The 25,380-nt window shown below is 70.5% G+C and carries 23 protein-coding genes; 6 read left to right on the plus strand and 17 right to left on the minus strand.

Features of this window, described 5'->3' with window-relative positions; translation table 11 throughout:
• Window positions 1-5: 5 nt before the first annotated feature.
• On the minus strand, window positions 6-542 hold the full coding sequence (locus tag G6N30_RS09380) for a LemA family protein (protein ID WP_134052134.1): 537 nt from the start codon (window positions 540-542) through the stop codon (window positions 6-8).
• A complete protein-coding gene (locus G6N30_RS09385) occupies window positions 536-2,353 on the minus strand; it encodes a DUF2207 domain-containing protein (protein ID WP_134052136.1) in 1,818 nt (605 codons plus the stop codon). The genes G6N30_RS09380 and G6N30_RS09385 overlap by 7 nt, the downstream gene beginning before the upstream one ends.
• A 207-nt stretch (window positions 2,354-2,560) precedes the next feature.
• Between G6N30_RS09385 and G6N30_RS09390 the strand changes: the two genes are divergently transcribed.
• The gene (locus G6N30_RS09390; protein WP_134052138.1) at window positions 2,561-3,505 is read left to right on the plus strand and encodes an NADP-dependent oxidoreductase; all 945 of its coding nucleotides are present in this window, start codon (window positions 2,561-2,563) and stop codon (window positions 3,503-3,505) included.
• Between the two features lie 36 nt (window positions 3,506-3,541).
• Entirely contained in the window at window positions 3,542-4,039 is a 498-nt protein-coding gene (locus G6N30_RS09395; RefSeq protein WP_134052140.1) for a MarR family winged helix-turn-helix transcriptional regulator, read from the plus strand.
• Window positions 4,040-4,049: 10 nt separating this feature from the next.
• Here the strand turns inward: G6N30_RS09395 and G6N30_RS09400 are convergent, their stop codons facing one another.
• The 3 genes from G6N30_RS09400 to G6N30_RS09410 all read right to left on the minus strand — a co-directional run bounded on the left by G6N30_RS09400 (window position 4,050) and on the right by G6N30_RS09410 (window position 8,228).
• Window positions 4,050-6,047 carry a primosomal protein N' gene (locus tag G6N30_RS09400; protein WP_134052142.1) on the minus strand — a complete coding sequence of 666 codons (1,998 nt, stop codon included), beginning with the start codon at window positions 6,045-6,047 and terminating at the stop codon, window positions 4,050-4,052.
• A gap of 60 nt (window positions 6,048-6,107) precedes the next feature.
• A complete protein-coding gene (locus G6N30_RS09405) occupies window positions 6,108-7,382 on the minus strand; it encodes an acetamidase/formamidase family protein (RefSeq protein WP_134055110.1) in 1,275 nt (424 codons plus the stop codon).
• A gap of 87 nt (window positions 7,383-7,469) precedes the next feature.
• Window positions 7,470-8,228, minus strand: coding sequence for a lysoplasmalogenase (locus tag G6N30_RS09410; protein WP_163687488.1), 759 nt, complete (start codon window positions 8,226-8,228; stop codon window positions 7,470-7,472).
• On the opposite strand from G6N30_RS09410, the gene G6N30_RS09415 reads away from it, so the two are divergent.
• Window positions 8,191-9,135 carry an alpha/beta hydrolase gene (locus G6N30_RS09415; RefSeq protein ID WP_179965572.1) on the plus strand — a complete coding sequence of 315 codons (945 nt, stop codon included), beginning with the start codon at window positions 8,191-8,193 and terminating at the stop codon, window positions 9,133-9,135. The genes G6N30_RS09410 and G6N30_RS09415 overlap by 38 nt on opposite strands.
• A complete protein-coding gene (locus G6N30_RS09420) occupies window positions 9,135-10,607 on the plus strand; it encodes a flavin-containing monooxygenase (RefSeq protein WP_134052146.1) in 1,473 nt (490 codons plus the stop codon). Before G6N30_RS09415 ends, G6N30_RS09420 begins: the two co-directional genes overlap by 1 nt.
• On the opposite strand, the gene metK is transcribed toward G6N30_RS09420, so the two are convergent.
• The 5 genes from metK to mihF form a co-directional block, all read right to left on the minus strand.
• A complete protein-coding gene (metK, locus tag G6N30_RS09425; protein ID WP_134052148.1) occupies window positions 10,604-11,812 on the minus strand; it encodes a methionine adenosyltransferase in 1,209 nt (402 codons plus the stop codon). The genes G6N30_RS09420 and metK overlap by 4 nt on opposite strands.
• A 142-nt stretch (window positions 11,813-11,954) precedes the next feature.
• Window positions 11,955-13,208, minus strand: coding sequence for a bifunctional phosphopantothenoylcysteine decarboxylase/phosphopantothenate--cysteine ligase CoaBC (gene coaBC, locus G6N30_RS09430; protein ID WP_134052150.1), 1,254 nt, complete (start codon window positions 13,206-13,208; stop codon window positions 11,955-11,957).
• 14 nt (window positions 13,209-13,222) lie between these two features.
• On the minus strand, window positions 13,223-13,546 hold the full coding sequence (gene rpoZ, locus G6N30_RS09435) for a DNA-directed RNA polymerase subunit omega (protein WP_134052152.1): 324 nt from the start codon (window positions 13,544-13,546) through the stop codon (window positions 13,223-13,225).
• Between the two features lie 60 nt (window positions 13,547-13,606).
• Window positions 13,607-14,203 carry a guanylate kinase gene (gmk, locus tag G6N30_RS09440; protein WP_134052154.1) on the minus strand — a complete coding sequence of 199 codons (597 nt, stop codon included), beginning with the start codon at window positions 14,201-14,203 and terminating at the stop codon, window positions 13,607-13,609.
• Between the two features lie 10 nt (window positions 14,204-14,213).
• The gene (gene mihF, locus G6N30_RS09445; RefSeq protein WP_003889986.1) at window positions 14,214-14,531 is read right to left on the minus strand and encodes an integration host factor, actinobacterial type; all 318 of its coding nucleotides are present in this window, start codon (window positions 14,529-14,531) and stop codon (window positions 14,214-14,216) included.
• A gap of 481 nt (window positions 14,532-15,012) precedes the next feature.
• On the opposite strand from mihF, the gene G6N30_RS09450 reads away from it, so the two are divergent.
• Window positions 15,013-15,315, plus strand: coding sequence for a hypothetical protein (locus G6N30_RS09450; protein ID WP_134052156.1), 303 nt, complete (start codon window positions 15,013-15,015; stop codon window positions 15,313-15,315).
• A gap of 36 nt (window positions 15,316-15,351) precedes the next feature.
• Here the strand turns inward: G6N30_RS09450 and pyrF are convergent, their stop codons facing one another.
• Genes pyrF through pyrR form a run of 7 tightly spaced genes read right to left on the minus strand, consistent with a single transcriptional unit; the run spans window position 15,352 to window position 24,052 of the window.
• Window positions 15,352-16,167: an orotidine-5'-phosphate decarboxylase gene (pyrF, locus tag G6N30_RS09455; RefSeq protein WP_134052158.1), complete on the minus strand. Its 816-nt coding sequence runs from the start codon at window positions 16,165-16,167 to the stop codon at window positions 15,352-15,354.
• A gap of 3 nt (window positions 16,168-16,170) precedes the next feature.
• Entirely contained in the window at window positions 16,171-19,509 is a 3,339-nt protein-coding gene (carB, locus tag G6N30_RS09460) for a carbamoyl-phosphate synthase large subunit (protein WP_134052160.1), read from the minus strand.
• Window positions 19,509-20,636 carry a glutamine-hydrolyzing carbamoyl-phosphate synthase small subunit gene (gene carA / locus G6N30_RS09465; protein ID WP_134052162.1) on the minus strand — a complete coding sequence of 376 codons (1,128 nt, stop codon included), beginning with the start codon at window positions 20,634-20,636 and terminating at the stop codon, window positions 19,509-19,511. Before carA ends, carB begins: the two co-directional genes overlap by 1 nt.
• Before the next feature lie 29 nt (window positions 20,637-20,665).
• A complete protein-coding gene (locus G6N30_RS09470; RefSeq protein WP_134052164.1) occupies window positions 20,666-21,166 on the minus strand; it encodes a PH-like domain-containing protein in 501 nt (166 codons plus the stop codon).
• On the minus strand, window positions 21,163-22,527 hold the full coding sequence (locus tag G6N30_RS09475) for a dihydroorotase (RefSeq protein WP_134052166.1): 1,365 nt from the start codon (window positions 22,525-22,527) through the stop codon (window positions 21,163-21,165). Before G6N30_RS09475 ends, G6N30_RS09470 begins: the two co-directional genes overlap by 4 nt.
• On the minus strand, window positions 22,524-23,474 hold the full coding sequence (locus G6N30_RS09480) for an aspartate carbamoyltransferase catalytic subunit (protein WP_134052168.1): 951 nt from the start codon (window positions 23,472-23,474) through the stop codon (window positions 22,524-22,526). Before G6N30_RS09480 ends, G6N30_RS09475 begins: the two co-directional genes overlap by 4 nt.
• Entirely contained in the window at window positions 23,474-24,052 is a 579-nt protein-coding gene (pyrR, locus tag G6N30_RS09485; protein WP_134052170.1) for a bifunctional pyr operon transcriptional regulator/uracil phosphoribosyltransferase PyrR, read from the minus strand. Before pyrR ends, G6N30_RS09480 begins: the two co-directional genes overlap by 1 nt.
• A 113-nt stretch (window positions 24,053-24,165) precedes the next feature.
• On the opposite strand from pyrR, the gene G6N30_RS09490 reads away from it, so the two are divergent.
• On the plus strand, window positions 24,166-25,371 hold the full coding sequence (locus G6N30_RS09490) for a serine hydrolase domain-containing protein (RefSeq protein WP_134052172.1): 1,206 nt from the start codon (window positions 24,166-24,168) through the stop codon (window positions 25,369-25,371).
• Window positions 25,372-25,380 lie beyond the last annotated feature (9 nt).

Consider the following 25,380-nt stretch of genomic DNA (forward strand, 5'->3'; position numbering starts at 1 on the left):
AGCGCTCAGTGGGGCGTCTGGTAGTACTCACGCTCGGACACCCCGGCGGCCCCGGCGACGAACATCCACGGGATCGTGGTCGCCAGCCGGTTGAGCGTGGCGACCGCGTCGTTGTAGTACTGCCGCGCGAAGGCCAGCTTGTTCTCGGTGTCGGCGAGGTTGCGCTGCAGGTCGAGGAAGTTGTTCGACGAGCTGAGCTGCGGGTGGGCCTGCCCGAGGGCGAGCACCTGGCCGACGGCGGTGTCGAGTTCCTTCTCGGCCGCGCTGCGCTGGGCCACCGACCGCCCCGCGGTCGCGGACGTCACGGCTGCCCGCGCGGTGCTGACGTGGTCGAGGATCGCCTTCTCGTGGGCGGCGAAGGTCTGCACCGTGTGCACGAGGCTCGGGATCAGCGAGGCGCGGCGGGTGAGTTCGACGTCGATGCCGGCGAGCGCTTCGGCGACGCGGACGTCGGCCGCGCGAAGCCTGTTGTAGCCGACCACGAAGGCGATCAGCGCGGCCACCGCCAGCAGCAGCACGAGCACCAGCACGAACCTCACCATGAGCCGCCCCCTCCTCCTCCGCCGCCGCCTCCGCCGCCACCGCCGGAGAAGCTGCTGCCGCCACTGCTGCTGCTCGACGACGACGCCGCCTGCGAGGCGGTGTAGGCGCTGATCGAGGACGACAACGCCGACTCGAAGCTGTCGAAACCGCCGCCCGCATCGAAGCCGCCGCTGCCATCGGAACCCGACGACGGCGAGGACTGATACCACTGTGGTTGCGGCGCAGCGATTCCCATCACCGTCTCGTACTTCTTCGCCCACAGGGCGGCGACGCCCGCGGCCACGGCGAACGGCAGATACGTGGTGTAGAGGTCCTTGCGCGCAGCGAAGTCGAACCGGGCCTCGGCGGAGTCGGTGCACAGCATCCGGTGGAATCCGCCGACCTGCGACCACAATTGGCGGCCCGCGGCGGTGCGGCGGGTGCCCAGGCCGGCGACCCACGACGGGACGGTGACGACGAAGAACGCCGCGAACGGCAGGCTCGCCATGGTGGTCGCGAAACCCCAGCCGAAGAACGCGCACACGGCGCCGATGGCGGCCAGCAGGTTCGCGACCTGCAGCCAGTCCTCGCGTCCGCGTTTGACCATCAGGCCCTCGTCGAGCGCCCACTGTTTGACGGCGGCAGCCATGTCGGTGCGGGCCTTGCTCAGCTTCTCCCCCGACCGCGCGGTGTGCTTGGCCTCGAATTCGGTGCCTGTGCCGATGATCTTCAGCGCGGATCCGACCGCGACGCTGACCGGATCGACGTCGGCCCACCGGCTCTTGCCCGCGGTGCCGCGGACCTCCCACTGTTTGGCGTTGACCTGGCGCAGCGTGATGAGGTCGTGCTCGGCGAGGTGGTACAGCGTGGCCGTCAAGCCGTGGGAAGGCACCTTCTCGGTGCGGAGGTACTCGGCCTGGACCGGGCCGATGCCGGGCGGCGGGGCGTACTGCAGCGGGAAGGCCGGCGGGCGTTCGACCACCGCCCTGCGCCACAGGTAGCCGGCCAGCGCGGCGGCGGCCGTCAGGCCGAGCATCCAGGCGACGCCGTCGACGGAGCTCCCGAGGATGCGGTCCCAGCGGTAGTCCCAGGGCAGTTCGGCGCGGGCAGGCGGCGGCGCGTCGACACCGATCCGCACCGTGACCGGGGTGCGCGGTGGCAGCTCCCGCGCCTCGACGCGCACGGTCCGTCCCGTCGCGCTCAGTTCGGCGCATTGCTGACCCACCCCGAACCCGACGCTGCACTGGGCGCCGGTGACACCGGCGGGCAGCGTGACCGTGATCTCGGCGCGGTCGATCCGGTTGTTCCATGACGGGGCGATAACGTTCCAGAAGAACGTCGACGGCGCCTCGGATTCCCCGGTGGCCGTGGCGAAACGGCGGTCGGCGCCGGTGGCCCCCGGATCGAGCACACCGGGAATGCGGTAGCGGATCTCGTAGACGTGGCTGCCCGCGTCCAGCGTGCGGTCGGGGTCGCCGATCTTGGCCACCCGGAACCGGTGGCTCTCCCACAGCACCTCGTAGGGCACCGGACCGCCGTCGAGCGATACGGAATCGATCTCGGGCTCCTGCCGGACGCGCGGGCTGTTCGGGTTGGCCACGTCCCAATAGCGGAAGATGCCGTGCCGGTCGGACGGGAAGTCGCCGGTGATCGTTTCGACCGCGGTCAGTTCCCCGGCATCGTCGACGGTGAAGTCGGCGCGGTAGTCACTGATCACCACCGGGTCGTCGACCGTGCCGCCGCCGCCCGATCCGCTGTCGAACACCAGCGGCCACAACAGCCCGATCGCGATGAGCAGCAAGGTGATCGCCCACGCGAACAGCCGCCGCATGCGCCCCTCCTGTCGGGTCGAGACGAGATCCAACGGCGAACCTCATGTCGTCACGCCCGATCTTGTCATCCCCGTGGGCGATGGTGGCCATGAACGTTGCCCGCGCATCCCACATCGCCGTGTCGACTCGGGAATTGCTTCGACTTCGGAGCGGTTACCTGATCTGTAACTGCTTCAACTTCGAAGCACTAACTCGAGGAGGACATCATGAAGGCTGTTCGATACCACCGCTATGGCGCCAGCGACGTGCTGGTCTACGAGGACGCGCCGCGGCCGGTTCCCGGACCGCAGCAGGTGCTGATCAAGGTGGCCGCCACCTCGTTCAACCCGGTGGACGCCGGCATCCGCGGCGGCTACCTGGCCGAGGTCTACACGATCAGCTTCCCGCACATCCCCGGCGTCGACGTGGCGGGGACCATCGCCGAGATCGGTGCGGGCGTGCGGGGCTGGAACGTCGGCGACGCCGTCATCGCGTTTCTGCCCCTCGACGCCGACGGCGCTGCCGCGGAATACGCGCTCGCGCCGGCCGAGGCACTGGCCGGCGCCCCGGCGTCGGTGCCACTCGCCGATGCCGCTGCCTTACCCGAGGCGGGGTTGACGGCCTGGCAGTCCCTCTTCGAGGTCGCCGGGCTCACAGGTGGTCAATCGGTCCTGATCAACGGAGCGTCCGGTGCGGTGGGCGGCTACGCCGTTCAGTTGGCCAAGCAGGCCGGAGCAGTCGTCACCGCGACCGCCAAGCCGCGCGACGCCGACCGTCTGCGCGCCTACGGCGCGGACCGGATCGTGGACTACATCGACTACACCCACTCGCCGATCGCCGTCGAGGGAGCGCCCTTCGACGTGGTGCTCAACCTGATCGGCACCACCGACGAGCAGACCGAGGCCCTGCTCGGCGTCGTGGCTGACGGCGGCTTCCACGTCGGCACCATGGTCTTCGGGCCGCAGAACCCAGGGCGCGGGGTCCGCACGCAGCGGGTCTTCGTGCGCAGCGACGCCGCCCAACTCGCCGAGCTGGTCGATCGTGTGGACGAGGGGCGACTGCGCATCGAGGTCGTCAACCGCCGCCCGCTCGCCGAGGCCGCGGCGGTACACGACGACTCCGACGCCGGACGCCTGAGCGGTAAGACCATCCTCGTGCCGGCCGACCGGTAGCCAAGAACTTCGACATCGAAGCACTACAGTGGACGCATGCCCGATGCTCTCAATCCTGCCCAGCTGCGGACCTACTTCGCCCTGATGGAGGCGGTCAGCCTCCTGCAGTACGCGGTGCGGCAGCAGTTGCAGGCCGACGGGGGCCTCAGTTACGTGCAGTTCGAGATCCTGGCCAAACTCGCCGATGCGGACCATCCATTGACCATGACCGACTTGGCCGACGGCGTGGTGTACAGCCGCTCCGGGCTGACCCACCAGGCCGGACTACTGGAGAAGGAGGGTCTCATCACCCGTGCACCGTCCCCCGACGACCAACGCGCCACGGTCGTCGAGATCACCGAGAAGGGCCGCACCCGAGTGGCCGAGGTACTACCCGGCCACGTCGAAGTCGTCCGTGCGCTGCTGTTCGACTCCCTCGACGCCGACGAGGTGCGCGCCCTGGGGGACATGATGGAGAACGCCCGCGACCACATGCGTTCCCGGCCGCCCCGCTCCGCGGCACCGCGTAAGCGTCGCGCCGGCGCCGGAGCGTGAAGGCCGGCACTCACCCTATGTGCAACGGGTCGATCTGCACACGAGCCGGTTCCGTGTCGTGGCGGGCGCTGAGCACGCCGGTCCCCCGCCGCAGCGCGGCCGCCAACGCCAGGCCGCGGTCGCGGGGCACCCGCACCAGCATCCGGCTCACCGGGGCGTCCGCGGGGATGCCGGGCGGCCTGCGGGCACCGACGGGCAGATCGACCGGCCCGAGCGGCTCGGCGTCCTCGGGCAGGCCCGCGGTCTCGAGCAGCGCCGCCACCGCGGGATAGGCGCCGTCGACGGCGGCGATGTGCACCGCGGGCGGCAGCCCCACCTCGGCGCGCGCGTCGAGTTCGGATTCGGCGTGGCCCACTGGATCCCAGCGGATCAGCGCCTGCACGGTGGGGATCGCCGACTCGGCGACCACGGCGATCACGCCGCCGTCGGCGCGCGACCGCACCAGCGCCGCGGCCGCCATCCACCGGCGCAGGGTGTCCTCGGCGGCGCGCAGATCCTGCCGCCCGAGCAGCGCCCACCCGTCGAGCAGCAGCGCGGCGCCGTACCCGGCTTCGGGCGCGGGTTCGGCGCCCGGGGTGGCGACGACCAGCGCGGGCTCGTCGGCGACGGCGCCCACCATCGCCTCACCGCTCGAGGTGACGACGGGCGTCCCCGCGAAGGCGCGGCCCAGTTCTTCGGCGGTTCGGCGCGCCCCCACCGCGACCGCCCGCACCGATTCGGAACCACAACGGCCACAACGTAATCCGAGCTCCTCGCGGCCGCACCACCGGCACTTCGCTGCGCCGCCGCGTTCGAGCAGCGACAGCGGACCCGTGCAGTGCCTGCAGCGGGCGATGGTGCGGCACCGCGCACACGCCAGCGCAGGCAGGTAACCGCGCCGGGGCACCTGGACCAGCACCGGCCTGCCTGCCTGCAGCGCGGCGCGGGCGGCGCGCAGCGCCATCGACGGCAGCCGCGCGGTGTGGGCCGCCGGGTCGCGCTCCTGTTCGAATCCGCTGTCGTCCAGCGCGATCACCCGCGGCGCCGCGGTCCGTACCGCCGGCCGCGGCGCGACCAGGTCGTGCGCCCAGCGGCTGCGGACCAGCGCCTGGGCCTCCGCGGTGCGGGAGTAGCCGCCGATCAGCGCCGCGCAGCGCAACTGGTGGGCGCGCAGCATGGCCACCTCACGGGCGTGCGGATACGGTGCGCGGGGTTCGGCGAGGCTGTCGTCTCCGTCGTCCCACACGATCACCAGGCCGAGGTCGCACACCGGGGCGAACACCGCACTGCGCGTGCCGATCACGAACCGGGCACCGCCGCGCAGCACAGAAAGCCAGCGCCGATACCGTTGTGCCGGGCCGAGTCCGGCCGACAGGGCCACCACCCGCTCGTCGGCCATCAGCCCGACGGCCGCCGCATACAGCGCGTCGACGTCGCTCTGGTCGGGGACGATCGCCAGCACCCCGCGGCCGCTGCCCGCGGTCACCGCCGCGGCCTCGGCGAGTCGTACCGCCCACTGTTCGCCGGGCAGCGCCTGCCACACCGCGCGCGCCGCGCGGCCCTCGGCCACCGCGCCGAGGAACTGCTCGGCGCGCGGGTAGACGCGCCAGGCGGTGAGGTCGACCGGCGGCACGACGACCGGCGGCAGGTCGTCGGCGGGCTTCTTCTCGACGTTGGCGTGCCGCGGCGGCACCGCGAGGCGCAACACGTCGGGGCGGGTGCCGGCGTAGCGGGCGGCCACCGCGTCGACGAGCCGGCGCACGTCCGGGGTCAGCACCTGCTGCGGCGAGACCACCCGGTCCAGCCAACCCAGCTGACCGGGGTGGTCGGTCTCCGACCGCCGTTCGAGCAGGAAGGCGTCGACCAGCCTGCCGTGGAACCGGACCCGGACCCGCACCCCGGGCTGGGCGTCGTCGGAGCACTCGGCGGGCACCAGGTAGTCGAATTCACGGTCCAGATGCGGCACCGACAGCATCGGCAGCACACGCGCGATCGGCTCGTGTTCGGCCGGCTGCCGGGTTTTCGTCACCCGACACCTCTAGCAGACGGTCCGGACACCCGTCGAAAGGGCCGCGCTCAGCACCGGCGATCAGGACGCGAAGTGCTCCTTGTAGATCTGCCCGTGCACGCCGACCGTGCGGTCGACGACCTGGGAGATCGTGAAGTCGCCGGCGGCGGACAGGTAGGCGTAGGCCGTGGCGCGGTCCATGCCGCGGTCACGCTCCAGATAGTCCAGCGCGTTGACCACGGCGCGGCGCATCGCGACGTCGAGGTCACTGCCCTGGCCGCCGACACCGCCGTCGGGATCGGACAGCCCGATCGGGATCCAGGCCCGCTCGGTCTCGGCGAACGGGTAGCGGTACGCCACGCTGGGCGCGTCGCCGGATCCGGGTTTGCACACCGTGAGCCGGAACGTGCCGCGCAGCGAACCCTCCATCGCGGTCAGCGCCACCTCGCCGTCGCCCATCGCCATGTGCGGGTCGCCGACGTAGAACAGCGCCCCCGGCGCGAACACGGGCAGATAGAACGTCGACCCGACGCCGAGCAGTTTGATGTCGATGTTGCCGCCGCCGATCGTCGGCGGTATCGAGTTGGCGTTCGGCCCGGTGAGGCCCTCGTCCCGGGCGAACGCGACGCCCATCATCCCCATGAACGGGTTGAGCGGGAACCGCACCGAAGCACCGGTGCCGACGGGCATCACCCCACGGCCCTGCTCGACCGGGGTGAACACCGAGACGTCACCCCACTTGGTCGGGTCGGGATTCGACCGCCCGTCGGTGTCCGCCGGCGGCATCACCTCGGCGAGCGAGATGCCCGCCGGCGCCGCCTTGTCCGGGGTCAGCGCGAGTGCGCCCTTCCCGTGCCGGCTCGACACCACCCCGTAAGGCACGCGCGGCGTCGTCTCGAGCGTCTCGATCTTCAGCACGTCACCGGGTTCGGCGCCCTCGACGAAGATCGGGCCCGTCACCACGTGGGGGCCGTCCTTTGCGAAGTTGCGCGGTGTTCGATTGTATTCGGCAGCAATGGCTTTCGCGTCCTCGAGGATGTCGGACTCGTTGACGCCGAGGCCGCCGAAGTACTCGACGGGGTTGCGGCCCTGGTCTTCGAGGATGCCTTCGTGCGACAGCGCGTCGATCGTGACGGTCTGCCCGGAGCGCATCCGCAGCACCGGCGTGGCGTGCACGGTCGGGACATAACCCCACAGCACCTGATCGGGCAGCGACGACAGGTAGTGGTCACCGCTGCGGTCGCCCTGCCCCGGCTGCAGCACCGGGATCGACGAGTAGGGCAACGCGGCGGTCTCGGCCGACGAGGTGTTCCTGGTGCATGCCGCGACGGCCGCGGTGGCCCCGATACCGACCATCGCCGTCTGGAGGAATCCCCTGCGCCCCAAGCCGTGTGTTCCGCTCATGGCGCGACGTTAGCCACGCCGCGTTTCGGGGTTGTTAGCTCACGTTTCCCCGCGGTCAACCGCGCGACCGAAGAAGAAGCCCGCGGTGATCAGCAACAGGGACGCCGCGTACGCCCACCAGATCGGCACCGCGAGCGCTTCGGTGTCTTCGGGCGCAAGCACGAACCGACCGATGCCGATCATGGCGTCCGACACCGCGAAGCACACCGCGCCGAGCGCCGTCCACCGGGTCGGCAGCGCCGCCAGCAGCGCCGCACACACCATGGCTCCCAGCACGGTGATGTACGCGGTCACCGGGACCGCCATCCCGTCCTCGACCAACCGCGGCCAGAACCACACCAGCAACGCCGCACACGCGACGACGGTGACCCCGACGGCCACCAACCGCGGTGTCGAGCGGGTGGCGAGCGGGACCAGGGCGGCGAGGAAGCACAGGTGCGCGACGAGGAACGACGCCAGACCCAGCACGAATGACGGCTCCCACCACGGCATCGCGAGCAGGAAGTCGCCGCCCGCGGAGAACACCAGCGCGGGCACCAGCCAGCGGCGCTCCCGGCGGAACGGATGACCGGCCGCCGCGACCGCCAGCAGCACCGCGGCCAGTGCCTTCACCGCGGGCTGGGCTACGAACTGACCGGTGAGCTCGGACCCGGACGGCAGCCGCAGCGCGGTGACGATCAGGAACACCCCGTAGGCGGCGGCGACCACCGCCGCGGCGATCCACAACCACAGGGTCCGCCGATGTGCGTACGGTGAGGTCGTGTCTGTCGCTGACGAGAAACCGCCGATCGACGCCATTCTGAGAAAGGTACTGGACGCGGTGCCGTTCCAGCTCTCGGTCGACGAGGGCGTGGAGACGGCCCGCCGGCGCCTGCGGGACCTGCCACGGCGCGAGATCCACCCCGAGGTGGACGCGCAGGACCGGCGGATCCCCGGCCCCGCGGGCGACATCCCGATCCGGGTGTACCGGCCCGCCACCGGCGAGCCCGCGCCGCCGGTGGTGGTGTTCTTCCACGGCGGCGGATTCGCGCTCGGCGACCTCGACACCCACGACGGCGAGTGCAGGCAGCACGCCGCGACGGCCGAGGCGGTGGTGGTGGCGGTGGACTACCGGCTCGCGCCCGAACACCCCTACCCCGCAGCGGTCGAGGATGCGTGGGCGGCGTTGACGTGGGTCGCCGCCCACGGCGCGGAGCTCGGTGCGGACCCGAACCGGCTGGCGGTCGCCGGTGACTCCGCCGGCGGCAATCTCTGCGCGGTGATGACCCAGCGCGCCCGCGACCGCGGCGGACCGCCGATCGTGTTCCAGCTGCTGTGGTACCCGGTGACGATGTGGGACATGTCGCTGCCGTCCGTGACCGAGAACGCCGACGCGCCGATCCTCGACAGCGCCGCGATCACCGGCCTCTCCCGCTGGTACGCCGGCGAACTGGCCGATCCGACACCGGGCCTGGCGCCGGGCCGCGGGGCCGATCTCGGCGGACTGCCGCCCGCCTACATCGCCGTGGCCGGCCACGACCCGCTGCGCGACGACGGCCTCCGCTACGCCGACCTGCTCTCGGCCGCGGGCGTCCCCGTCGAGGTGCACAACGCCGAGACGCTGGTGCACGGCTATCTCGGCTACGCCGGTGTGGTCCCGGCGGCCACGGCCGCCACCGAGCGCGGGCTCGACGCGTTGCGGCGGGCCCTCCGAAAGGAGGCGTGATGGCCGACCACCACACCCTGGTCGTCGGCGCCGGCTTCGCCGGTATCGGCGCCGCGATCGCGCTGGACCGCGCGGGCCTGTCCGACTACCGGATCATCGAGGCCGGCGACGCGCCGGGCGGCACCTGGTACTGGAACACCTACCCGGGTATCGCCGTCGACATCCCGTCGTTTTCGTACCAGTTCTCGTTCGAACAGAGCCCGGACTGGTCCCGCACCTACGCCCCGGGCCACGAGTTGCGTGCGTACGCCGAACACTGCGTCGACAAGTACGGGCTGCGCGAGAGGATCCGCTTCGGCACCGAGGTGCACGCCGCGACGTTCGACGAGGCCGCCAACGTGTGGCGGCTGCGGCTGGACTCCGGCGACGAACTGACCTCGCGGTTCCTGATCAACGCCACCGGTGTGCTGACCGTCCCGAACCTCCCCGACATCCCGGGCGTCGACGGCTTCGCCGGCACCACCATGCACACCGCGCGGTGGGATCCGCAGGTGGACCTGCGCGGTAAACGGGTCGCGGTCATCGGCACCGGCGCGTCGGCCGTCCAGGTGATCCCGGAGATCGCGCCGCTGGTGGAGCGGCTCGACGTCTTCCAGCGCACCCCGATCTGGTGTTTCCCGAAGTTCGACGTACCGCTGCCCGCACCGCTTCGCGCCGCGATGCGCATCCCCGGCGGACGGGCGGTGCAGCGGCTGCTGAGCCAGGCCTACGTCGAGTTCACGTTCCCGCTGGCCGCGCAGTACTTCACGATCAACCCGCTGGCCAAACGGATGGACGGCGTGGGCCGGTCGTATCTGCGTCGCCAGGTGCACGATCCGGTGACCCGCGAGAAGCTGACCCCGCGCTACGCGGTGGGCTGCAAGCGGCCCGGCTTCCACAACACCTACCTCGCGACGTTCAACCGCGACAACGTCCGGCTGATCACCGAGCCGATCGACAAGATCACCGGATCCGGGGTCAGCACCGCCGACGGCGAGAGCCATGAGGTCGACGTTTTGATCCTGGCCACGGGATTCAAGGTGGCCGACACCGACGCCCAGACGTTCGCGATCCACGGCGTCGGCGGGCAGTCCCTCGCACAGTTCTGGGAGACCCACCGACTGCAGGCGTACGAAGGCGTGAGCGTGCCCGGGTTCCCGAACCTGTTCTCGGTGAGCGGGCCGTACGGCTACGTCGGCTCGTCGTACTTCGCGCTGATCGAGACCCAGACCCGCCACATCGTGCGGTGCCTGCGCGAAGCCCGCCACCGGTCGGCCGGCCGCGTCGAGGTCAGCCGGGCCGCCAACGACCGCTACTTCGCCGAGATGATGCGCAAACGCCACCGCCAGATCTTCTGGCAGGACAGCTGCCGCGACGCGCGCAGCTACTACTTCGACCGCAACGGGGACGTGCCGCTACGGCCGGCCAGCACGCTCGAGGCGTACTGGCGCAGCCGGCGGTTCCCTCTCGACGACTACGAGTACTCGACCTAGACGGCCGTCTTCAGCGCGTCGGCCTTGTCGGTGCGCTCCCACGGCAGGTCGACGTCGGTGCGGCCGAAGTGGCCGTACGCGGCGGTCGGCGCGTAGATCGGGCGCAGCAGGTCGAGATCGCGCACGATCGCGCCGGGGCGCAGGTCGAACACCTCGGTGATGGCCTTCTCGATCTTGACCGGGTCGACGGTCTCGGTGCCGAAGGTCTCGACGAACAGGCCGACCGGGGCGGCCTTGCCGATCGCGTAGGCGACCTGGACCTCGACACGATCCGCCAGCCCGGCTGCGACGACGTTCTTGGCCACCCAGCGCATCGCGTATGCGGCCGAACGGTCCACCTTGGACGGATCCTTGCCGGAGAAGGCGCCGCCGCCGTGGCGGGCCCAGCCGCCGTAGGTGTCGACGATGATCTTGCGGCCGGTCAGGCCCGCGTCACCCATCGGGCCGCCGAGCACGAACTTGCCGGTCGGGTTGACCAGCAGCCGGAAGTCGGAGGTGTCCATGGTGTCGTGGTTCAGATCCGACAGCACGGTGTTGACGACCTTCTCCCGGATGTCCGGGGTGAGGGTGCCTTCGAGGTCGATGCCCTCGGCGTGCTGGGTGGACAGCACGACGGTGTCCAACCGGACCGGCGTCACGCCGTCGTACTGCACGGTGACCTGCGTCTTGCCGTCGGGCCGCAGGTAGTCGAGCACACCGTTCTTGCGGACCTCGGTCAGCCGGCGCGCCAGGCGGTGGGCCAGCGCGATCGGCAGCGGCATCAGTTCGGGCGTGTCCTTGATGGCGTAGCCGAACATCAGGCCCTGGTCGCCGGCGCCCTGGGCGTCCAGCGGATCACCTGCGCCCTCGACGCGGGTCTCGTGCGCGGTGTCGACGCCCTGGGCGATGTCGGGGGACTGCGCGCCGATGCCGATGTTCACACCGCAGGTGGTGCCGTCGAAACCCTTGTCCGACGAGTCGTAGCCGACCTCGAGGATGCGGTGGCGCACGGTGTTGGTGATGTCGGCGAACGCCTCCTTCGCCGAGGTCGTCACCTCGCCGACGACGTGCACCTGGCCGGTGGTGACGAGCGTTTCGACGGCCACGCGCGACCGGGGATCCTGCGCGAGCAGCGAGTCGAGGACCGAGTCGCTGATGGCGTCACAGATCTTGTCGGGGTGTCCCTCGGTGACCGACTCGCTGGTGAACAGCCGACCTTTACTCACGTGTGATCCTCACTTGTATCGAAACCTGTACTGGTCTTCCGCATGATTTAGTTAGCCCGTCAAATCGTATCGGTGCCCTGTTGCACCCAAGCGCGTACCCGGACTGTGCGCAACCCTTTGAGGCAGCCGAATTCTCCGCCGGTCACCCGTTGCCGTCGTTGTGGAGTAGGGCGACGATCGCGTCAACGATACGACTGGCCATCAGAGTTTTCGAACCGTGCTCCAGCGCGGTCTCGGATCCGTCGGCCGCCAGCAGCCAGCCGTCGTTGTTGTCGACCTCGAACGCCCGGTTCTCCCCGACGGCGTTGACGACCAGCAGCTCGCAGCCCTTGCGCCGGAACTTCGCGCGGGCGTGGAACAGCACGTCGCCGTTGGCGTCGCCGGTCTCGGCGGCGAATCCCACGATCGCCCGCATGTTGGGCAGCTGACCGTCGTTCCGCGCGCGCACCGAGCCGGCGAGGATGTCGTCGGTGCGGGTGAGGTCGATGGTGGGGGCGTCCTCGCCGGGATCGCTGGACTTCTTGATCTTGCTGGTCGCGGCGTGCACGGGCCGGAAGTCGGCGACGGCAGCGGCCATCACCAAGACGTGCGCCTCGGGGGCGTGTTTGGACACCGCGTCGCGCAACTGGGCGGCCGAACCGATGTGTACGACGTCCACGCCTGCGGGGTCGACCAGGCCTGCGGTGTTGCCCGCGATCAGGGTCACCTCGGCGCCGCGCTGCGCCAGTACCCGCGCCATCGCGTACCCCTGCTTGCCGGAGCTGCGGTTGCCGATGAACCGGACCGGGTCGATGGGTTCGCGGGTGCCACCCGCGGTCACCAGGGCTTTGACGCCGGCCAGGTCGTAGGGCAGCGCGTCACCGCGCTCGAGCAGCAGCTGGGCGAGCGTGGAGATCTCCTCGGCCTCGGGCAGCCGGCCCGCACCGCTGTCGGCGCCGGTGAGCCGTCCGGAGGCGGGTTCGAGGACCACCGCACCGCGGCGGCGCAACGTCGCGACGTTGTCGACGGTCGCGGGGTGGAACCACATCTCGGTGTGCATGGCGGGGGCGAACATCACCGGACACCGCGCGGTCAGCAGCGTCGCGGTCAGCAGATCGTCGGCCCGGCCTGCGACGGCCCGGGCGAGCAGGTCGGCGGTCGCGGGGGCGACGACCACCAGATCGGCCTCCTGGCCGATGCGCACGTGGGGCACCTCGTGGACGTCGTCCCACACCCCGGTGTGGACGGGATGGCCGGACAGTGCCTCGAAGGTCGCGGCGCCGACGAACCGCAGCGCCGACTCGGTGGGCAGGACGCGAACGTCGTGTCCCGCCTCGGTGAGCTGGCGGACCAGCGTGCACGCCTTGTACGCGGCGATGCCTCCGGCTACGCCGACGATGATCCGCTTGCGGTCCACTCCGGGAGCCTGAGCTACTCGCCCTCGGTGTGCTCGAGCAGGTCCTCGTGGATCTCGCGCATGGCGATCGACAGCGGCTTCTCCTGCAGCCCCGGCTCGACCAGCGGGCCGACGTACTCGAGGATGCCGTCACCGAGCTGGTTGTAGTAGTCGTTGATCTGACGCGCGCGCTTGGCGGCGTAGATCACCAGCGCGTACTTGCTCGACACGCGGTCGAGCAGATCGTCGATGGGGGGATTGGTGATACCCAACGGCGTGTCGTAGGTGCCGGCGGCGGCCGCGTCGATGGTCAGGTCGTCCACAGCGGCCAGCTGCGCGTCGGCGTGCGGGGTGCTCACGTAAGAAATCTCCTGGCGATGTGCTGAAGGTGAGAGGTTCACCTCGGCTTTGGGGGCAGATCAGGCCGGATTCGTGCCGGCCGACGTGTGGCCCACCAGCAAGGATACCAATTCTGAGCAGGCAGATTCCAACTGGCTGTTCACGACGACCACATCGAAGTCGCTCTGCGCGGCCAATTCGGTGCGCGCCGTGGCCAGCCGCCGGCTGATCACCTCCGGCGTTTCGGTGCCGCGCCCGACCAGCCGGCGTTCCAGCACCTCCCAGCTGGGCGGTGCGAGGAACACCGAAAGGGCTTCGGGCATCGCGGACTTCACCGCCCGCGCGCCGGCCAGATCGACCTCGATCAGCACCGGCCGTCCCGCTGCGGTGGCCTCCTTGACCGGCCGCGCGGGGGTGCCCGAGCGGTGCAGGCCGCCGTGGATCTCGGCCCATTCGAGCAGCGCACCGTCGTCGATGAGCCGCTGAAAGTCGTCTGTGGTCACGAACGAGTAGTCGACTCCGTCCACCTCACCGGGCCGCGGGGCCCTGGTGGTGGCGGAGACGCTGAAGTACAGGTCGGGAATCCGCTCGCGCAGGCAGCGAACGACGGTCGACTTCCCGACGGCGGAGGGGCCGGACAGGACTACGACCCGTCCGACCCCTCGGCCGGTGTTCAATGCGTGCGCCCTAGGACTGGTCGAACTTCTCGAGCAGAGCCTTGCGCTGACGATCGCCGAGACCACGCAGGCGGCGGGTCGGGGCGATCTCGAGTTCGGTCATGATCTCCTGCGCCTTGACCTTGCCGACCTTCGGCAACGCCTCCAGCAGCGCGGAGACCTTCATCTTGCCCAAGACCTCGTCGGTCTCGGCATCCTTGAGCACCTGCTTGAGGTTGGTGCCGCCACGCTTGAGCCGATCCTTGAGCTCGGCGCGGGCTCGACGTGCGGCAGCAGCCTTCTCCAACGCTGCCGCGCGCTGTTCGTCGGTCAACTGGGGAAGGGCCACGGGTTTCCTCCGTCTCTGGCGATATCTCTCGACCATCTTTTTCTGTCTCGGCTGGTAGAACCAGCCAGCGACGACGACCGTACCCACGCATCCTGACGAAAGCTAACCCCACCCCCGCGTTTCTCGATCAAAAGCCCAGCGTGTAGTGGTGCAAGCCGGTGACGGGGGTCGGCGCGTCGCGGGCGGATCGTTGCGCCTGCATGCGCCGATCTGCCTGCACAGCAGGGGTTTTGCCGGTCGACGAGGCCGGAGGGCACCGGTTTTCGGGTCTGAAGTGCGGGTCGAGGGTTCGGCCGCGGCGGTCCGGAACTTAAATTTTCGCTGGTCACGGCGTGTCGGGCGTGTCGAAGCCCCCCGGATGACGACCGGACACCTGCACAGCGGCTGCACACGTTCACCACAGAGGCGGCCCACGTCGGCTCCCTAGCGTCACCGGGGTGAGGCGGACCCGCCTCGCACCGAGGACAGATCGGAGTACGAGATGAACGTCACGAGAGCTTTGGGCACGTCGGCGCTGGCGGCCGGGATCGGGATCGCCGGGCTGCTCGGAGTCGGACCGGGGACCGCGACCGCCGACCCGGGACCGGACTGCAACCGGCCGGGTACGCCGGCCTGTGCGCAGAACGGGCCCGGCGCGCCCGGCGACTGGCAGCGGCGCGGGCCCGACCAGGCGCGGCAGGATCACCGGCCGTTCAACTGGCACGGCCAGCAGGTCACGCCGATGCGCGCGGGTAACGGCGACGGCTGGGGATTCTGGTTCCTCGGCCAGTGGATCCGCCTGTAGGGCGGCCTCGCCCCTGGGCGGCCACGTCGTAGGCGGTCACGCGAGGTACGCCACCTCGTCGCGCATCCGCTCGGCGGCGCCCCGCAGCGCCGCGGGGTCCGGGCCGGCGCGCAACAGCTCCCGCGACACCGCCGGCAGCAGCTGGCCCGGGCGGGCGCCGCCGAGCCCTCCGAGCGCCTCCGGACGGCCGCCCTGGGCGCCGACACCGGGAACCAGCACCGGGCCGCCCAGCGCGCTCACATCGGGCGGTTCGGTGAGCGTGGCGCCGACGACGACGCCGACCGATCCCGGGCCGTCGGCGGCGCGGTTCACCTGTGCGGCCGCATCGACGATGGACTGCGCGACGCTGTGGCCGTCGACCACCGCGCGCTGCACGGCCGCGCCCTCGGGGTTCGAGGTGGCGGCGAGGACGAACACGCCGCGGCCGTGGTCGGCGGCGGTGTCGAGCAGCGGCTGCAGCGACCCGAACCCCAGATATGGCGAGGCGGTCACCGCGTCGGCGGCCAGCGGTGACTCCCCCGCCCAGGCCTGGGCGTAAGCCGCCATCGTCGAGCCGATGTCGCCGCGTTTGGCGTCGGCCAGCACCAGCACACCCTCGGCGCGCAGCGCGGCGATGGTGCGCTCGAGCACCGCGAACCCCGCGGAGCCGTACGCCTCGAAGAACGCCACCTGCGGTTTGACGATCGCGAATCCCGCGAACGCGCTCACGCAGGCGTCACAGAACCGGCTCAGACCGTCGACGTCGACGGACAGCCCCCACGACGTCAGCAGCTCCGGGTGCGGGTCGATGCCCGGGCACAGCGGACCGCGGCTCGACACCGCTTCGGCCAGCCGGTCACCGAAGCCGCGCATGCGTCAGTGCTCCAGCTCGCTGTGCAGCTCTTGGAGGCTCATCACCCCGATGTCGCCTCGGATGCGCGACTCGATGCCCTGCACCGCGGCCGAGGCGCCCTGCACGGTCGTGATGCACGGGATGCTCATCGACACCGCGGCCGAGCGGATCTCGTAGCCGTCGATACGGGGCCCGGAGTTGCCGTACGGCGTGTTGATCACCATCGCGACCTCCCCGGCGCGAATCGCCTCAACCGCCGATTTCGCGGGCCGGCCCTCACCGGGCTCCTCGAAGTGCTTGCGCACCTCGTCGCACGGGATGCCGTTGCGGCGCAGCATCTCCGCGGTGCCCTCGGTGGCGAGCACCCGGAAGCCGAGATCGGCCAGCCGCTTGACCGGGAACACCAGCGAGCGCTTGTCGCGGTTGGCCACCGAGACGAACACCGTGCCCTCCGACGGCAGCGACCCGTAGGCGGCGGTCTGACTTTTGGCGAACGCGCTGCCGAAGTCGTGGTCGATGCCCATGACCTCGCCGGTCGACTTCATCTCCGGGCCGAGCAGCGAGTCGATCTGGGAGCCGTCGGCCTTGCGGAACCGGTGGAACGGCAGGACCGCCTCCTTCACCGCGACGGGCGCGTTGCGCGCGGTGGCCGCGCCGTCGCCGGTCGCGACGAGCACGCCCTCCTCGCGCAGCTGGGCGATGGTGGCGCCGAGCATGATCCGTGCGCAGGCTTTGGCGAGTGGCACTGACGTAGCCTTGGATACGAACGGCACCGTGCGGCTCGCCCGCGGGTTGGCCTCCAGCACGTAGAGCACGTCGTCCTTGAGCGCGTACTGCACGTTGAGCAGCCCCACCACACCGACGCCGTGGGCGATCGCCTCGGTCGCGCGCCGCACCGCGTCGATGTCGCTGCGGCCCAGCGTCACCGGCGGCAGCGCGCACGCCGAGTCGCCGGAGTGGATGCCGGCCTCCTCGATGTGCTCCATGATCCCGCCGATGTAGACCTCGGTGCCGTCGCACAGTGCGTCGACGTCGATCTCGATGGCGTCCTCGAGGAACCGGTCCACGAGCACCGGATGCTCCGGGGAGAGCTGGGTGGCCCTGGTGATGTAGCCCTCGAGGGTCTGCTCGTCGTAGACGATCTCCATCCCGCGTCCGCCCAGCACGTAGGACGGCCGCACCAGCACGGGATAGCCGATGTCGGCGGCGATGCGGCGGGCCTGGTCGAACGTGGTGGCCAGACCGAAGCGCGGCGCGGGCAGTCCCGCGGTGGTGAGCACCTCGCCGAAGGCCCCGCGGTCCTCGGCGAGGTCGATGGCCTTGGGGCTGGTGCCGACGATGGGCACACCTGCCTGCTCGAGGCGCTCGGCCAGGCCGAGCGGGGTCTGCCCGCCGAGCTGGACGATCACCCCGGCCACCCCGGGTCCGCCTGCGCCGGAGGCGGATTCGGCGTAGTAGATCTCCAGGACGTCCTCGAACGTCAGCGGCTCGAAGTACAACCGGTCGGCGGTGTCGTAGTCGGTGGACACCGTCTCGGGGTTGCAGTTGATCATCACCGTCTCGAAGCCGGCCTCGCTCAGCGTGGTCGCGGCGTGCACACAGCTGTAGTCGAATTCGATGCCCTGCCCGATCCGATTGGGTCCGGAACCCAGGATCAGCACCTTGGGCTTCTCGGCCTGCGGCGCCACCTCCGATTCGGCGGCGGGGTCGAGTTCGTAGCTGCTGTAGTGGTACGGCGTCTTGGCCTCGAACTCCGCCGCACAGGTGTCGACGGTCTTGAACACCGGATGGATGCCGAGGCGCTGGCGCAGCGCCCGCACTCCCATCTCGCCGGCCAGTTCCGGCCGCAGCGCGGCGATCTGGCGGTCGGACAGGCCGTTGTTCTTGGCCCGGCGCAGCAGCGCGCCGTCGAGCACCGGGGCTTCGAGCAGTTCGGCGCGCAGCGCCACGAGCCCGGCGATCTGGTCGACGAACCACGGGTCGACACCGGAGGCTTCGGCGACCTGCTCGACCGACGCGCCGAGCCGCAGCGCGAGTTCGATGTCGTAGAGCCGTCCGTCGGTCGGGGTGCGCAGCGCCTCGAGCACCTCGTCGACCGTCGCGACCGGGTCGGGCGCGGTCCAGAACCCGGCGCGGCCGGTCTCCAGGGAGCGCATCACCTTGCCGAGCGCCTCGATGAAGTTGCGGCCCAGCGCCATCGCCTCCCCCACCGACTTCATCGTGGTGGTCAGCGTGGCGTCGGCGCCGGGGAACTTCTCGAACGCGAACCGCGGCGCCTTGACGACGACGTAGTCCAGCGTCGGCTCGAAGCAGGCCGGGGTCTCCTTGGTGATGTCGTTGAGGATTTCGTCGAGGGTGTAGCCGATCGCGAGCTTGGCCGCGATCTTGGCGATCGGGAAGCCGGTCGCCTTCGATGCCAGCGCACTCGATCGCGACACCCGCGGGTTCATCTCGATGACGATGAGCCGGCCGTCGGCCGGGTTGACCGCGAACTGGATGTTGCAGCCGCCGGTGGCCACCCCGACCTCGCGCAGGATCGCGATGCCGAGGTTGCGCATGGTCTGGTACTCGCGGTCGGTGAGCGTCATCGCCGGCGCGACGGTGACCGAGTCGCCGGTGTGCACGCCCATCGGGTCGAAGTTCTCGATCGAACACACCACCACCACGTTGTCGTGGCGGTCGCGCATGAGTTCGAGTTCGTATTCCTTCCACCCGAAGATCGATTCCTCGATCAACACGTTGGCCGACGGGGAGGCCGCGAGTCCCTCACCGGCCATCCGCTCGACCTCGTCGGCCGAGTGCGCCATCCCGGATCCGAGGCCGCCCATCGTGAAGGACGGGCGGACGACGACGGGCAGGCCGAGGTCGGCGACGGTTTCGCGGACCTCGTCCATCGTGAAACACACACGGCTGCGGGCGGATTCGCCCCCCACCTTGGTGACGATGTCCTTGAACCGCTGCCGGTCCTCACCGCGCTGGATCGCCTCGAAGTCCGCGCCGATCAGTTCGACGCCGTAGCGTTCGAGCACCCCGTTCTCCGACAGCGCGACCGCGGTGTTGAGCGCGGTCTGCCCGCCGAGGGTGGCCAGCAGCGCGTCGATCTTGTTGCCGCGCTCGGCCTGCTGGGCGATCACCCGTTCGACGAACGACGGGGTGATGGGCTCGACGTAGGTGAAATCGGCGTACTCCGGGTCGGTCATGATCGTCGCCGGGTTGGAGTTGATCAGCGTGACCGTGAGGCCCTCGGCGCGCAGGACGCGGCAGGCCTGGGTGCCGGAGTAGTCGAATTCGGCGGCCTGCCCGATCAGGATGGGGCCCGAACCGATGACCAGGACGTGGCGGAGGTCAGTCCGACGCGGCATTACTTCTCCTGACCTTTCATCTGGTCGACGAACTGGTCGAACAGGTAGTTGGCGTCGTGCGGGCCTGCGGCGGCCTCCGGATGGTATTGCACCGAGAACGCCCGGCCGTCAACGAGTTTCACACCCTCGACGACACCGTCGTTGGCGCAGGTGTGGCTGACGACCGCCTGGCCGAACGGGGTGTCGAAGGTCTCCCCCGCCTCCCCCTCGAGGGCGAATCCATGGTTCTGCGCGGTGATCGCGACGCGTCCGGTGGAGTGGTCCATCACCGGGATGTTGATGCCGCGGTGCCCGAACACCATCTTGTAGGTGTCCCGGCCGAGCGCCCGGCCCAGGATCTGGTTGCCGAAACAGATGCCGAACAGCGGGATCCCCGCGCCGAGCACCTCGCGGGTGACCTCGACCACGTGGTCGGCGGCGGCCGGGTCGCCCGGTCCGTTCGACAGGAAGACGCCGTCCGGTTTCAGTTCGGCGATCTGCTCGAACGAGGCGGTGGCCGGTAACACGTGGCTGCGGATGCCGCGGCGCGCGAAGTTGCGCGGGGTGTTGGTCTTGATGCCGAGGTCGATCGCGGCCACCGTGAACCGGTGTTCGCCCTCGGGTTCCACCACGTACACCGCGTCGGTGCTGACCTGTTCGGCCAGGCTCGCGCCGAGCATCGCCGGCTGGCTGCGGACCCGCTCGAGGAGGTCGTCGGTTCCGGCCAGCGCGTCACCGGAGAAGATGCCCGCCTTCATCGCGCCGCGGGTGCGCAGGTGGCGTACCACGGCCCGGGTGTCGATGCCCGCGATGCCGACGATGCCCTGGCAGACCAGCTCGTCATCGAGGGTCCCGGTGGCTCGCCAGTTCGAGGGGCGCGGCGACGGGTCCCGCACGGCGTAGCCGGCGACCCAGATCTTGTCGTCGCGGCTCTCGGCGTCCTCGTGGTTCCAGCCCGTGTTGCCGATCTGCGGTGCGGTCGCGACCACGATCTGGCCGTAGTAGCTCGGGTCGGTGAGAGTCTCCTGGTATCCCGACATCCCGGTCGAGAACACCGCCTCGCCGAGCGTCTGCCCGACGGCGCCGTAGGGCACCCCGGTGAAGACCCGTCCGTCCTCCAGGACGAGAAGGGCCACGGCTCCATCCATGCGCGATGCGCTTCGCTTCTCGCTCGTGCTCACGCCTTTTCCTCCAGCCAGGGGTCGTACTTGGTGCGGTCGTCGCCGCGGAATCCGGTGTCGATCTCGGTGCCCGACGGCAGCCGCCATCGGATGGCCAGGATCCCCTCGTGGGTGAGGGCCTTGCCGACCATGCCGCGTTCGGCGCGGATCGCGGTCACCGCCTCCGCGGGGATCCAGATGGGACCTGCGCCGCTGCGCTGCAGCATGATTCCCTCTGGGTAGCGGGTCAGTACCGCCTTGGTGCGGTAACCGAGATCACCCACCACGACGCGGTCGTGCCAGCTCGGCGCCAGCGTGCTGCCGACGTAGACGCCCTTCATCCCGGGGATGACGGGCTGACCCACGGTGTCCGGCAGCGGCGGCAGCTTGCCGATCAGTTCGACCTGCCGCTCGGCCCGCCTGCGCCACCCGCGCATCATGGCCCGGATCAGCAGGCCGATCACCACGACCAGCAGCGCCGCCATGACGAGCGACGTGACCAGCGTACCGGTGTTCACAGTGCCGATCCCCCGGTCGCTTCGCTCCTGCCCGCCGATGGGCTCTTCCCGTCTCGCGCGGTCACCTTGCCGCGCAGCGTCGTCAACGTGACCGCGGCGGGCAGGGGCATCGACTCGTAGGGGGTGTTGTCGGAGCGGCTGGCCAGCGCGGTGCCGGACACGGTCCAGGTGGCGTCGGGGTCGACGACGGTCAGGTTGGCCGGCTCCCCCACCTCGATCGGCCGGCCCTGGTCGGGCAGCCCGACGATGCGGGCCGGGGCCTCGCTCATCACCCGGGCCACGTCGCGCCACGTCAGCAGGCCCGGCTCGACCATGGTGCGCACCACCACCGACAGCGCCGTCTGCAGCCCGAGCATGCCGGGGCGGGCGGCGGCGAACTCGCACATCTTCTCGTGTTCGGCGTGCGGGGCGTGGTCGGTGGCCACGCAGTCGATCACCCCGTCGGCCAGCGCGCGGCGCAACGCCTCGGCGTCCGAGGCCTCGCGCAGCGGCGGGTTGACGCGGTTGCGGCCGTCGTAGGTGGCCAGCAGGCTGTCGTCGAGCAGCAGATGGTGCGGTGTGACCTCGGCGGTGATCGCGATGCCGTGTTCTTTCGCCCACTTCAGCAGTTCCACGGTGCCCGCGGTGGAGGCGTGGCAGATGTGCACGCGCGCGCCGGCGTCGCGCGCCAGCAGCGCGTCGCGGATGACGATCGACTCCTCGGCCGCGCGCGGCCAGCCGGCCAGCCCGAGGCGCGCCGCGTGCGGTCCCTCGTGCGCGACGGCCCCGACGGTGAGGCGGGGTTCCTCGGCGTGCTGGGCGATCAGCACGCCGAGGCCGGAGGCGTATTCGAGGGCGCGACGCATCACCAGCGGGTCGTCGACGCAGACCCCGTCGTCGGAGAACATCCGGACCTGCGCCACGCCGGCGGCCATCATGCCCATCTCGGTGAGCTGCTTGCCTTCCAGCCCCATCGTGATAGCGCCGACCGGGTGCACGTCGACCAGCCCGACCTGCTGTCCCCGGTGCCACACGTGGTCGGTGACGACCGGGCTGTCGGCCACCGGGTTGGTGTTGGCCATCGCGAAGACGGCCGTGTATCCGCCGAGAGCCGCTGCGGCCGAACCGGTTTCGATGTCCTCGGCGTATTCGCGGCCGGGCTCGCGCAGGTGGGTGTGCAGGTCGACGAACCCAGGCAGCAGGATCTGGCCTGTGGCGTCCACCACGTCGGCGTCCTCGGGAACGGACCGCCCCGCGCCGATGGCGGCGATCTGACCGTCCTCGATGAGCACGTCGACGGGATCGCCCTCCCCGTAGGGACGCACCCCCCGGATGAGCACCGGCGGGCAGGAGCGCAGCGACCCGGGAACAGATGAAGTCATGCGCTGATCGCCTCCTGTTCCGCACCGACGAGCAGATGGAAGAGCACCGCCATGCGGACATGCACGCCGTTCGAAACCTGTTGCAGCACCGCCGATTGCGACGAGTCCGCGACCGAGGAGGAGATCTCCATCCCCCGCAGCATCGGCCCCGGGTGCAGCACCACCGCGTGGCCCGACAGCAGCGCCTGGCGCTTCTCGGACAGGCCGTAGCGCACCGAGTACTCGCGCGCCGACGGGAAGAACCCGCCGTTCATCCGCTCGGCCTGCACCCGCAGCATGAGCACCGCGTCGGCCGCCGGCAGTTCGGCGTCCAGCTCGTGCGACACCGTCACCGGCCAGTCCTTCGCGCCGACCGGCAGCAGCGTCGGCGGCGCGACCAGCACCACCTCCGCACCGAGAGTGTGCAGCAGCGACACATTCGAGCGCGCCACCCGGCTGTGCAGGACGTCGCCGACGATCACCACCCGCCTGCCCTCGATCCCACCGAGTCGCTGCCGCAGCGTGAGCGCGTCGAGCAACGCCTGGGTCGGGTGCTCGTGGGTGCCGTCACCGGCGTTGATCACCGACGGGCCGCCGTCCGCGGTGGCGGTCCACTGCGCGAGTTGCTGCGCCGTCCCCGAGGCAGGGTGCCGGATGATCAGCGCGTCGGCCCCGGCGGCCCGCAGGGTCAGCGCGGTGTCCCGCAACGATTCACCCTTGGCCACCGAGGAACCCGACGCGCTGACGTTGATCACGTCGGCGCTCATCCACTTGCCCGCCACCTCGAACGACACCCGGGTGCGGGTCGAGTTCTCGTAGAACATCGTGATCACGGTGCGGCCGCGCAGCGTCGGGAGCTTCTTGACCTCGCGGCCCAACAGCGCCTGGCTGAACCGGTCGGCGTCGTCGAGGATCGCGGTCGCCTCGTCACGGCTCAGGTCGTCGGCGGTCAGAAGGTGTCTGGTCACTAGCGTGCGGGCCCTCCGTGCGGTGCGATCCAGATGCCCTCGACGTCGTCGGTCTCGGCCAGGCGCACCTTGACGTTCTCACTGCGCGAGGTGGGCACGTTCTTGCCGACGTAGTCGGCGCGCAACGGCAGTTCGCGGTGGCCGCGGTCGACGAGCACCGCGAGCTGGACGACGTTCGGTCGGCCGATGTCGCGCAGCGCGTCCAGTGCGGCGCGTACGGAGCGGCCGGTGTACAGCACGTCGTCGACGAGGATCACCAGCGCGTTGTCGATGCCGGCCGGCGGAATCGAGGTCTCCTCCAGCGGACGCGGCGGCTTGCTGTCGAGATCGTCACGATAGAGCGTGATGTCGAGGCCGCCGTGCGGCACGGTGACGCCGGAGAAGGTCTTGATCTTCTCGGCCAGCCGGGCGGCCAGGGTGACGCCGCGGGTCGGGATGCCCAGGAGCACCACCCGCGGTGCGTCGGATTCGCCGTCGAGGGCGGTTTTCTCGATGATCTGGTGCGCGATGCGGGAGACGGTGCGACCCACGTCCGCCGCGGTCATCAATTCCCGGTCGGGGGTGTCAGGACTGCCCACGCGCGATCCAGACCTCCTTCTCCGCCTCGCCGGACGGATCGTTAAAGGATGTCAAACTGCCGGAAGCCTACCACCGCAGCGGCATCGCCCCCGCCCTGGCTAGCCTGGGCACCGTGAATCTCGACGGCAACCAGGCGTCCATCCGTGAAGCGATCGACGCCGGGCTGCTGTCCGGCGCCGTCACCCTGGCGTGGCAGGCGGGGCGGGTGGTGCAGGTCAACGAACTCGGCCACCGCGATGTCAGCGCGCAACTGCCCATGCAGCGCGACACCGTCTTCCGCATCGCGTCCATGACCAAGCCGATCACGGTCGCGGCGGCGATGAGCCTGATCGAACAGGGGCGGTTCGCGCTGAGCGACCCGGTGACCACCTGGTTGCCCGAAATGTCCGACATGGCGGTGCTCGACACCCCGGGCGGGCCCCTGGACCGGACGCACCCCGCCCGCAGGCCGATCACGGTCGACGACCTGATGACCCACCGCAGTGGGCTGGCCTACTTCTTCTCCGTCACCGGCCCGCTGGCCCGCGCGTACGGGCGGATCTCGGCGAGGCAGAACCCGGATTCGTGGCTCGCCGAGATCGGCGCGCTACCGCTGCAGCACCAGCCCGGCGACCGGATGACCTACAGCAACGCCACCGATGTGCTCGGCATCCTGCTGGAGCGGATCGAGGGCAAGTCGCTGCAGGACGTGCTCACCGAGCGGATCCTGGGCCCGCTCGGGATGGTCGATACGGCGTTCTTCGTGGCGCCGCAGAACCGCGGGCGGGTCGCCACGATGTACAAGCTCACCAGCGACGACACGCTCAGCCACGATGCGATGGGCCCGCCGGCGACCACGCCGCCGCCGTTCTGCATGGGCGGGGCGAACCTGTTCTCCACCGCCGACGACTATCTGCGGTTCGCCAGGATGCTGCTCGCCGGCGGCGAGGTCGACGGGGTGCGGGTGCTCTCCGAGGAGTCCGTGCGGTTGATGCGCACCGACCGGCTGACCGCCGAGCAGAAGAAGCATCCGTTCCTCGGGATGCCGTTCTGGCTCGGCCGGGGATTCGGGCTCAACCTCTCCGTGGTCACCGACCCCGCCAAGTCGCGCCAGCTGTTCGGGCCGGGCGGGCTGGGGACGTTCAGCTGGCCGGGCGCCTACGGCACGTGGTGGCAGGCCGATCCGAGCGCCGACCTGATCCTCGTCTACCTCATCCAGAACCTGCCGAACTTCGGCGCCGACGCCGCCGCCGCGGTCGCGGGCAACACGTCGCTGATGAAACTGCAATCGGTGCAACCGAAGTTCGTGCGACGCACCTACGCCGCGCTCGGTATTTGAGCACTCGGC

It is taken from the genome of Mycolicibacterium litorale, from assembly GCF_010731695.1.
Lineage (GTDB): Bacteria > Actinomycetota > Actinomycetes > Mycobacteriales > Mycobacteriaceae > Mycobacterium > Mycobacterium litorale.

Excerpts from the sequence above, each read along its gene's own strand:
- G6N30_RS09390 (WP_134052138.1), top strand. The coding sequence starts at position 2,561 with ATGAAGGCTGTTCGATACCACCGCTATGGCGCCAGCGACGTGCTGGTC.
- G6N30_RS09385 (WP_134052136.1), bottom strand. The coding sequence starts at position 2,353 with ATGCGGCGGCTGTTCGCGTGGGCGATCACCTTGCTGCTCATCGCGATC.
- pyrF (WP_134052158.1), bottom strand. The coding sequence starts at position 16,167 with ATGCGCGGCTTCGGTGACCGGCTGGCCGAAGCGGTGTCGAGCCGCGGT.
- G6N30_RS09420 (WP_134052146.1), top strand. The coding sequence starts at position 9,135 with ATGGCCGACCACCACACCCTGGTCGTCGGCGCCGGCTTCGCCGGTATC.
- G6N30_RS09380 (WP_134052134.1), bottom strand. The coding sequence starts at position 542 with ATGGTGAGGTTCGTGCTGGTGCTCGTGCTGCTGCTGGCGGTGGCCGCG.
- carB (WP_134052160.1), bottom strand. The coding sequence starts at position 19,509 with ATGCCGCGTCGGACTGACCTCCGCCACGTCCTGGTCATCGGTTCGGGC.
- G6N30_RS09395 (WP_134052140.1), top strand. The coding sequence starts at position 3,542 with ATGCCCGATGCTCTCAATCCTGCCCAGCTGCGGACCTACTTCGCCCTG.
- G6N30_RS09410 (WP_163687488.1), bottom strand. The coding sequence starts at position 8,228 with ATGGCGTCGATCGGCGGTTTCTCGTCAGCGACAGACACGACCTCACCG.
- G6N30_RS09405 (WP_134055110.1), bottom strand. The coding sequence starts at position 7,382 with ATGGTCGGTATCGGGGCCACCGCGGCCGTCGCGGCATGCACCAGGAAC.
- G6N30_RS09475 (WP_134052166.1), bottom strand. The coding sequence starts at position 22,527 with ATGACTTCATCTGTTCCCGGGTCGCTGCGCTCCTGCCCGCCGGTGCTC.
- carA (WP_134052162.1), bottom strand. The coding sequence starts at position 20,636 with ATGGATGGAGCCGTGGCCCTTCTCGTCCTGGAGGACGGACGGGTCTTC.
- G6N30_RS09450 (WP_134052156.1), top strand. The coding sequence starts at position 15,013 with ATGAACGTCACGAGAGCTTTGGGCACGTCGGCGCTGGCGGCCGGGATC.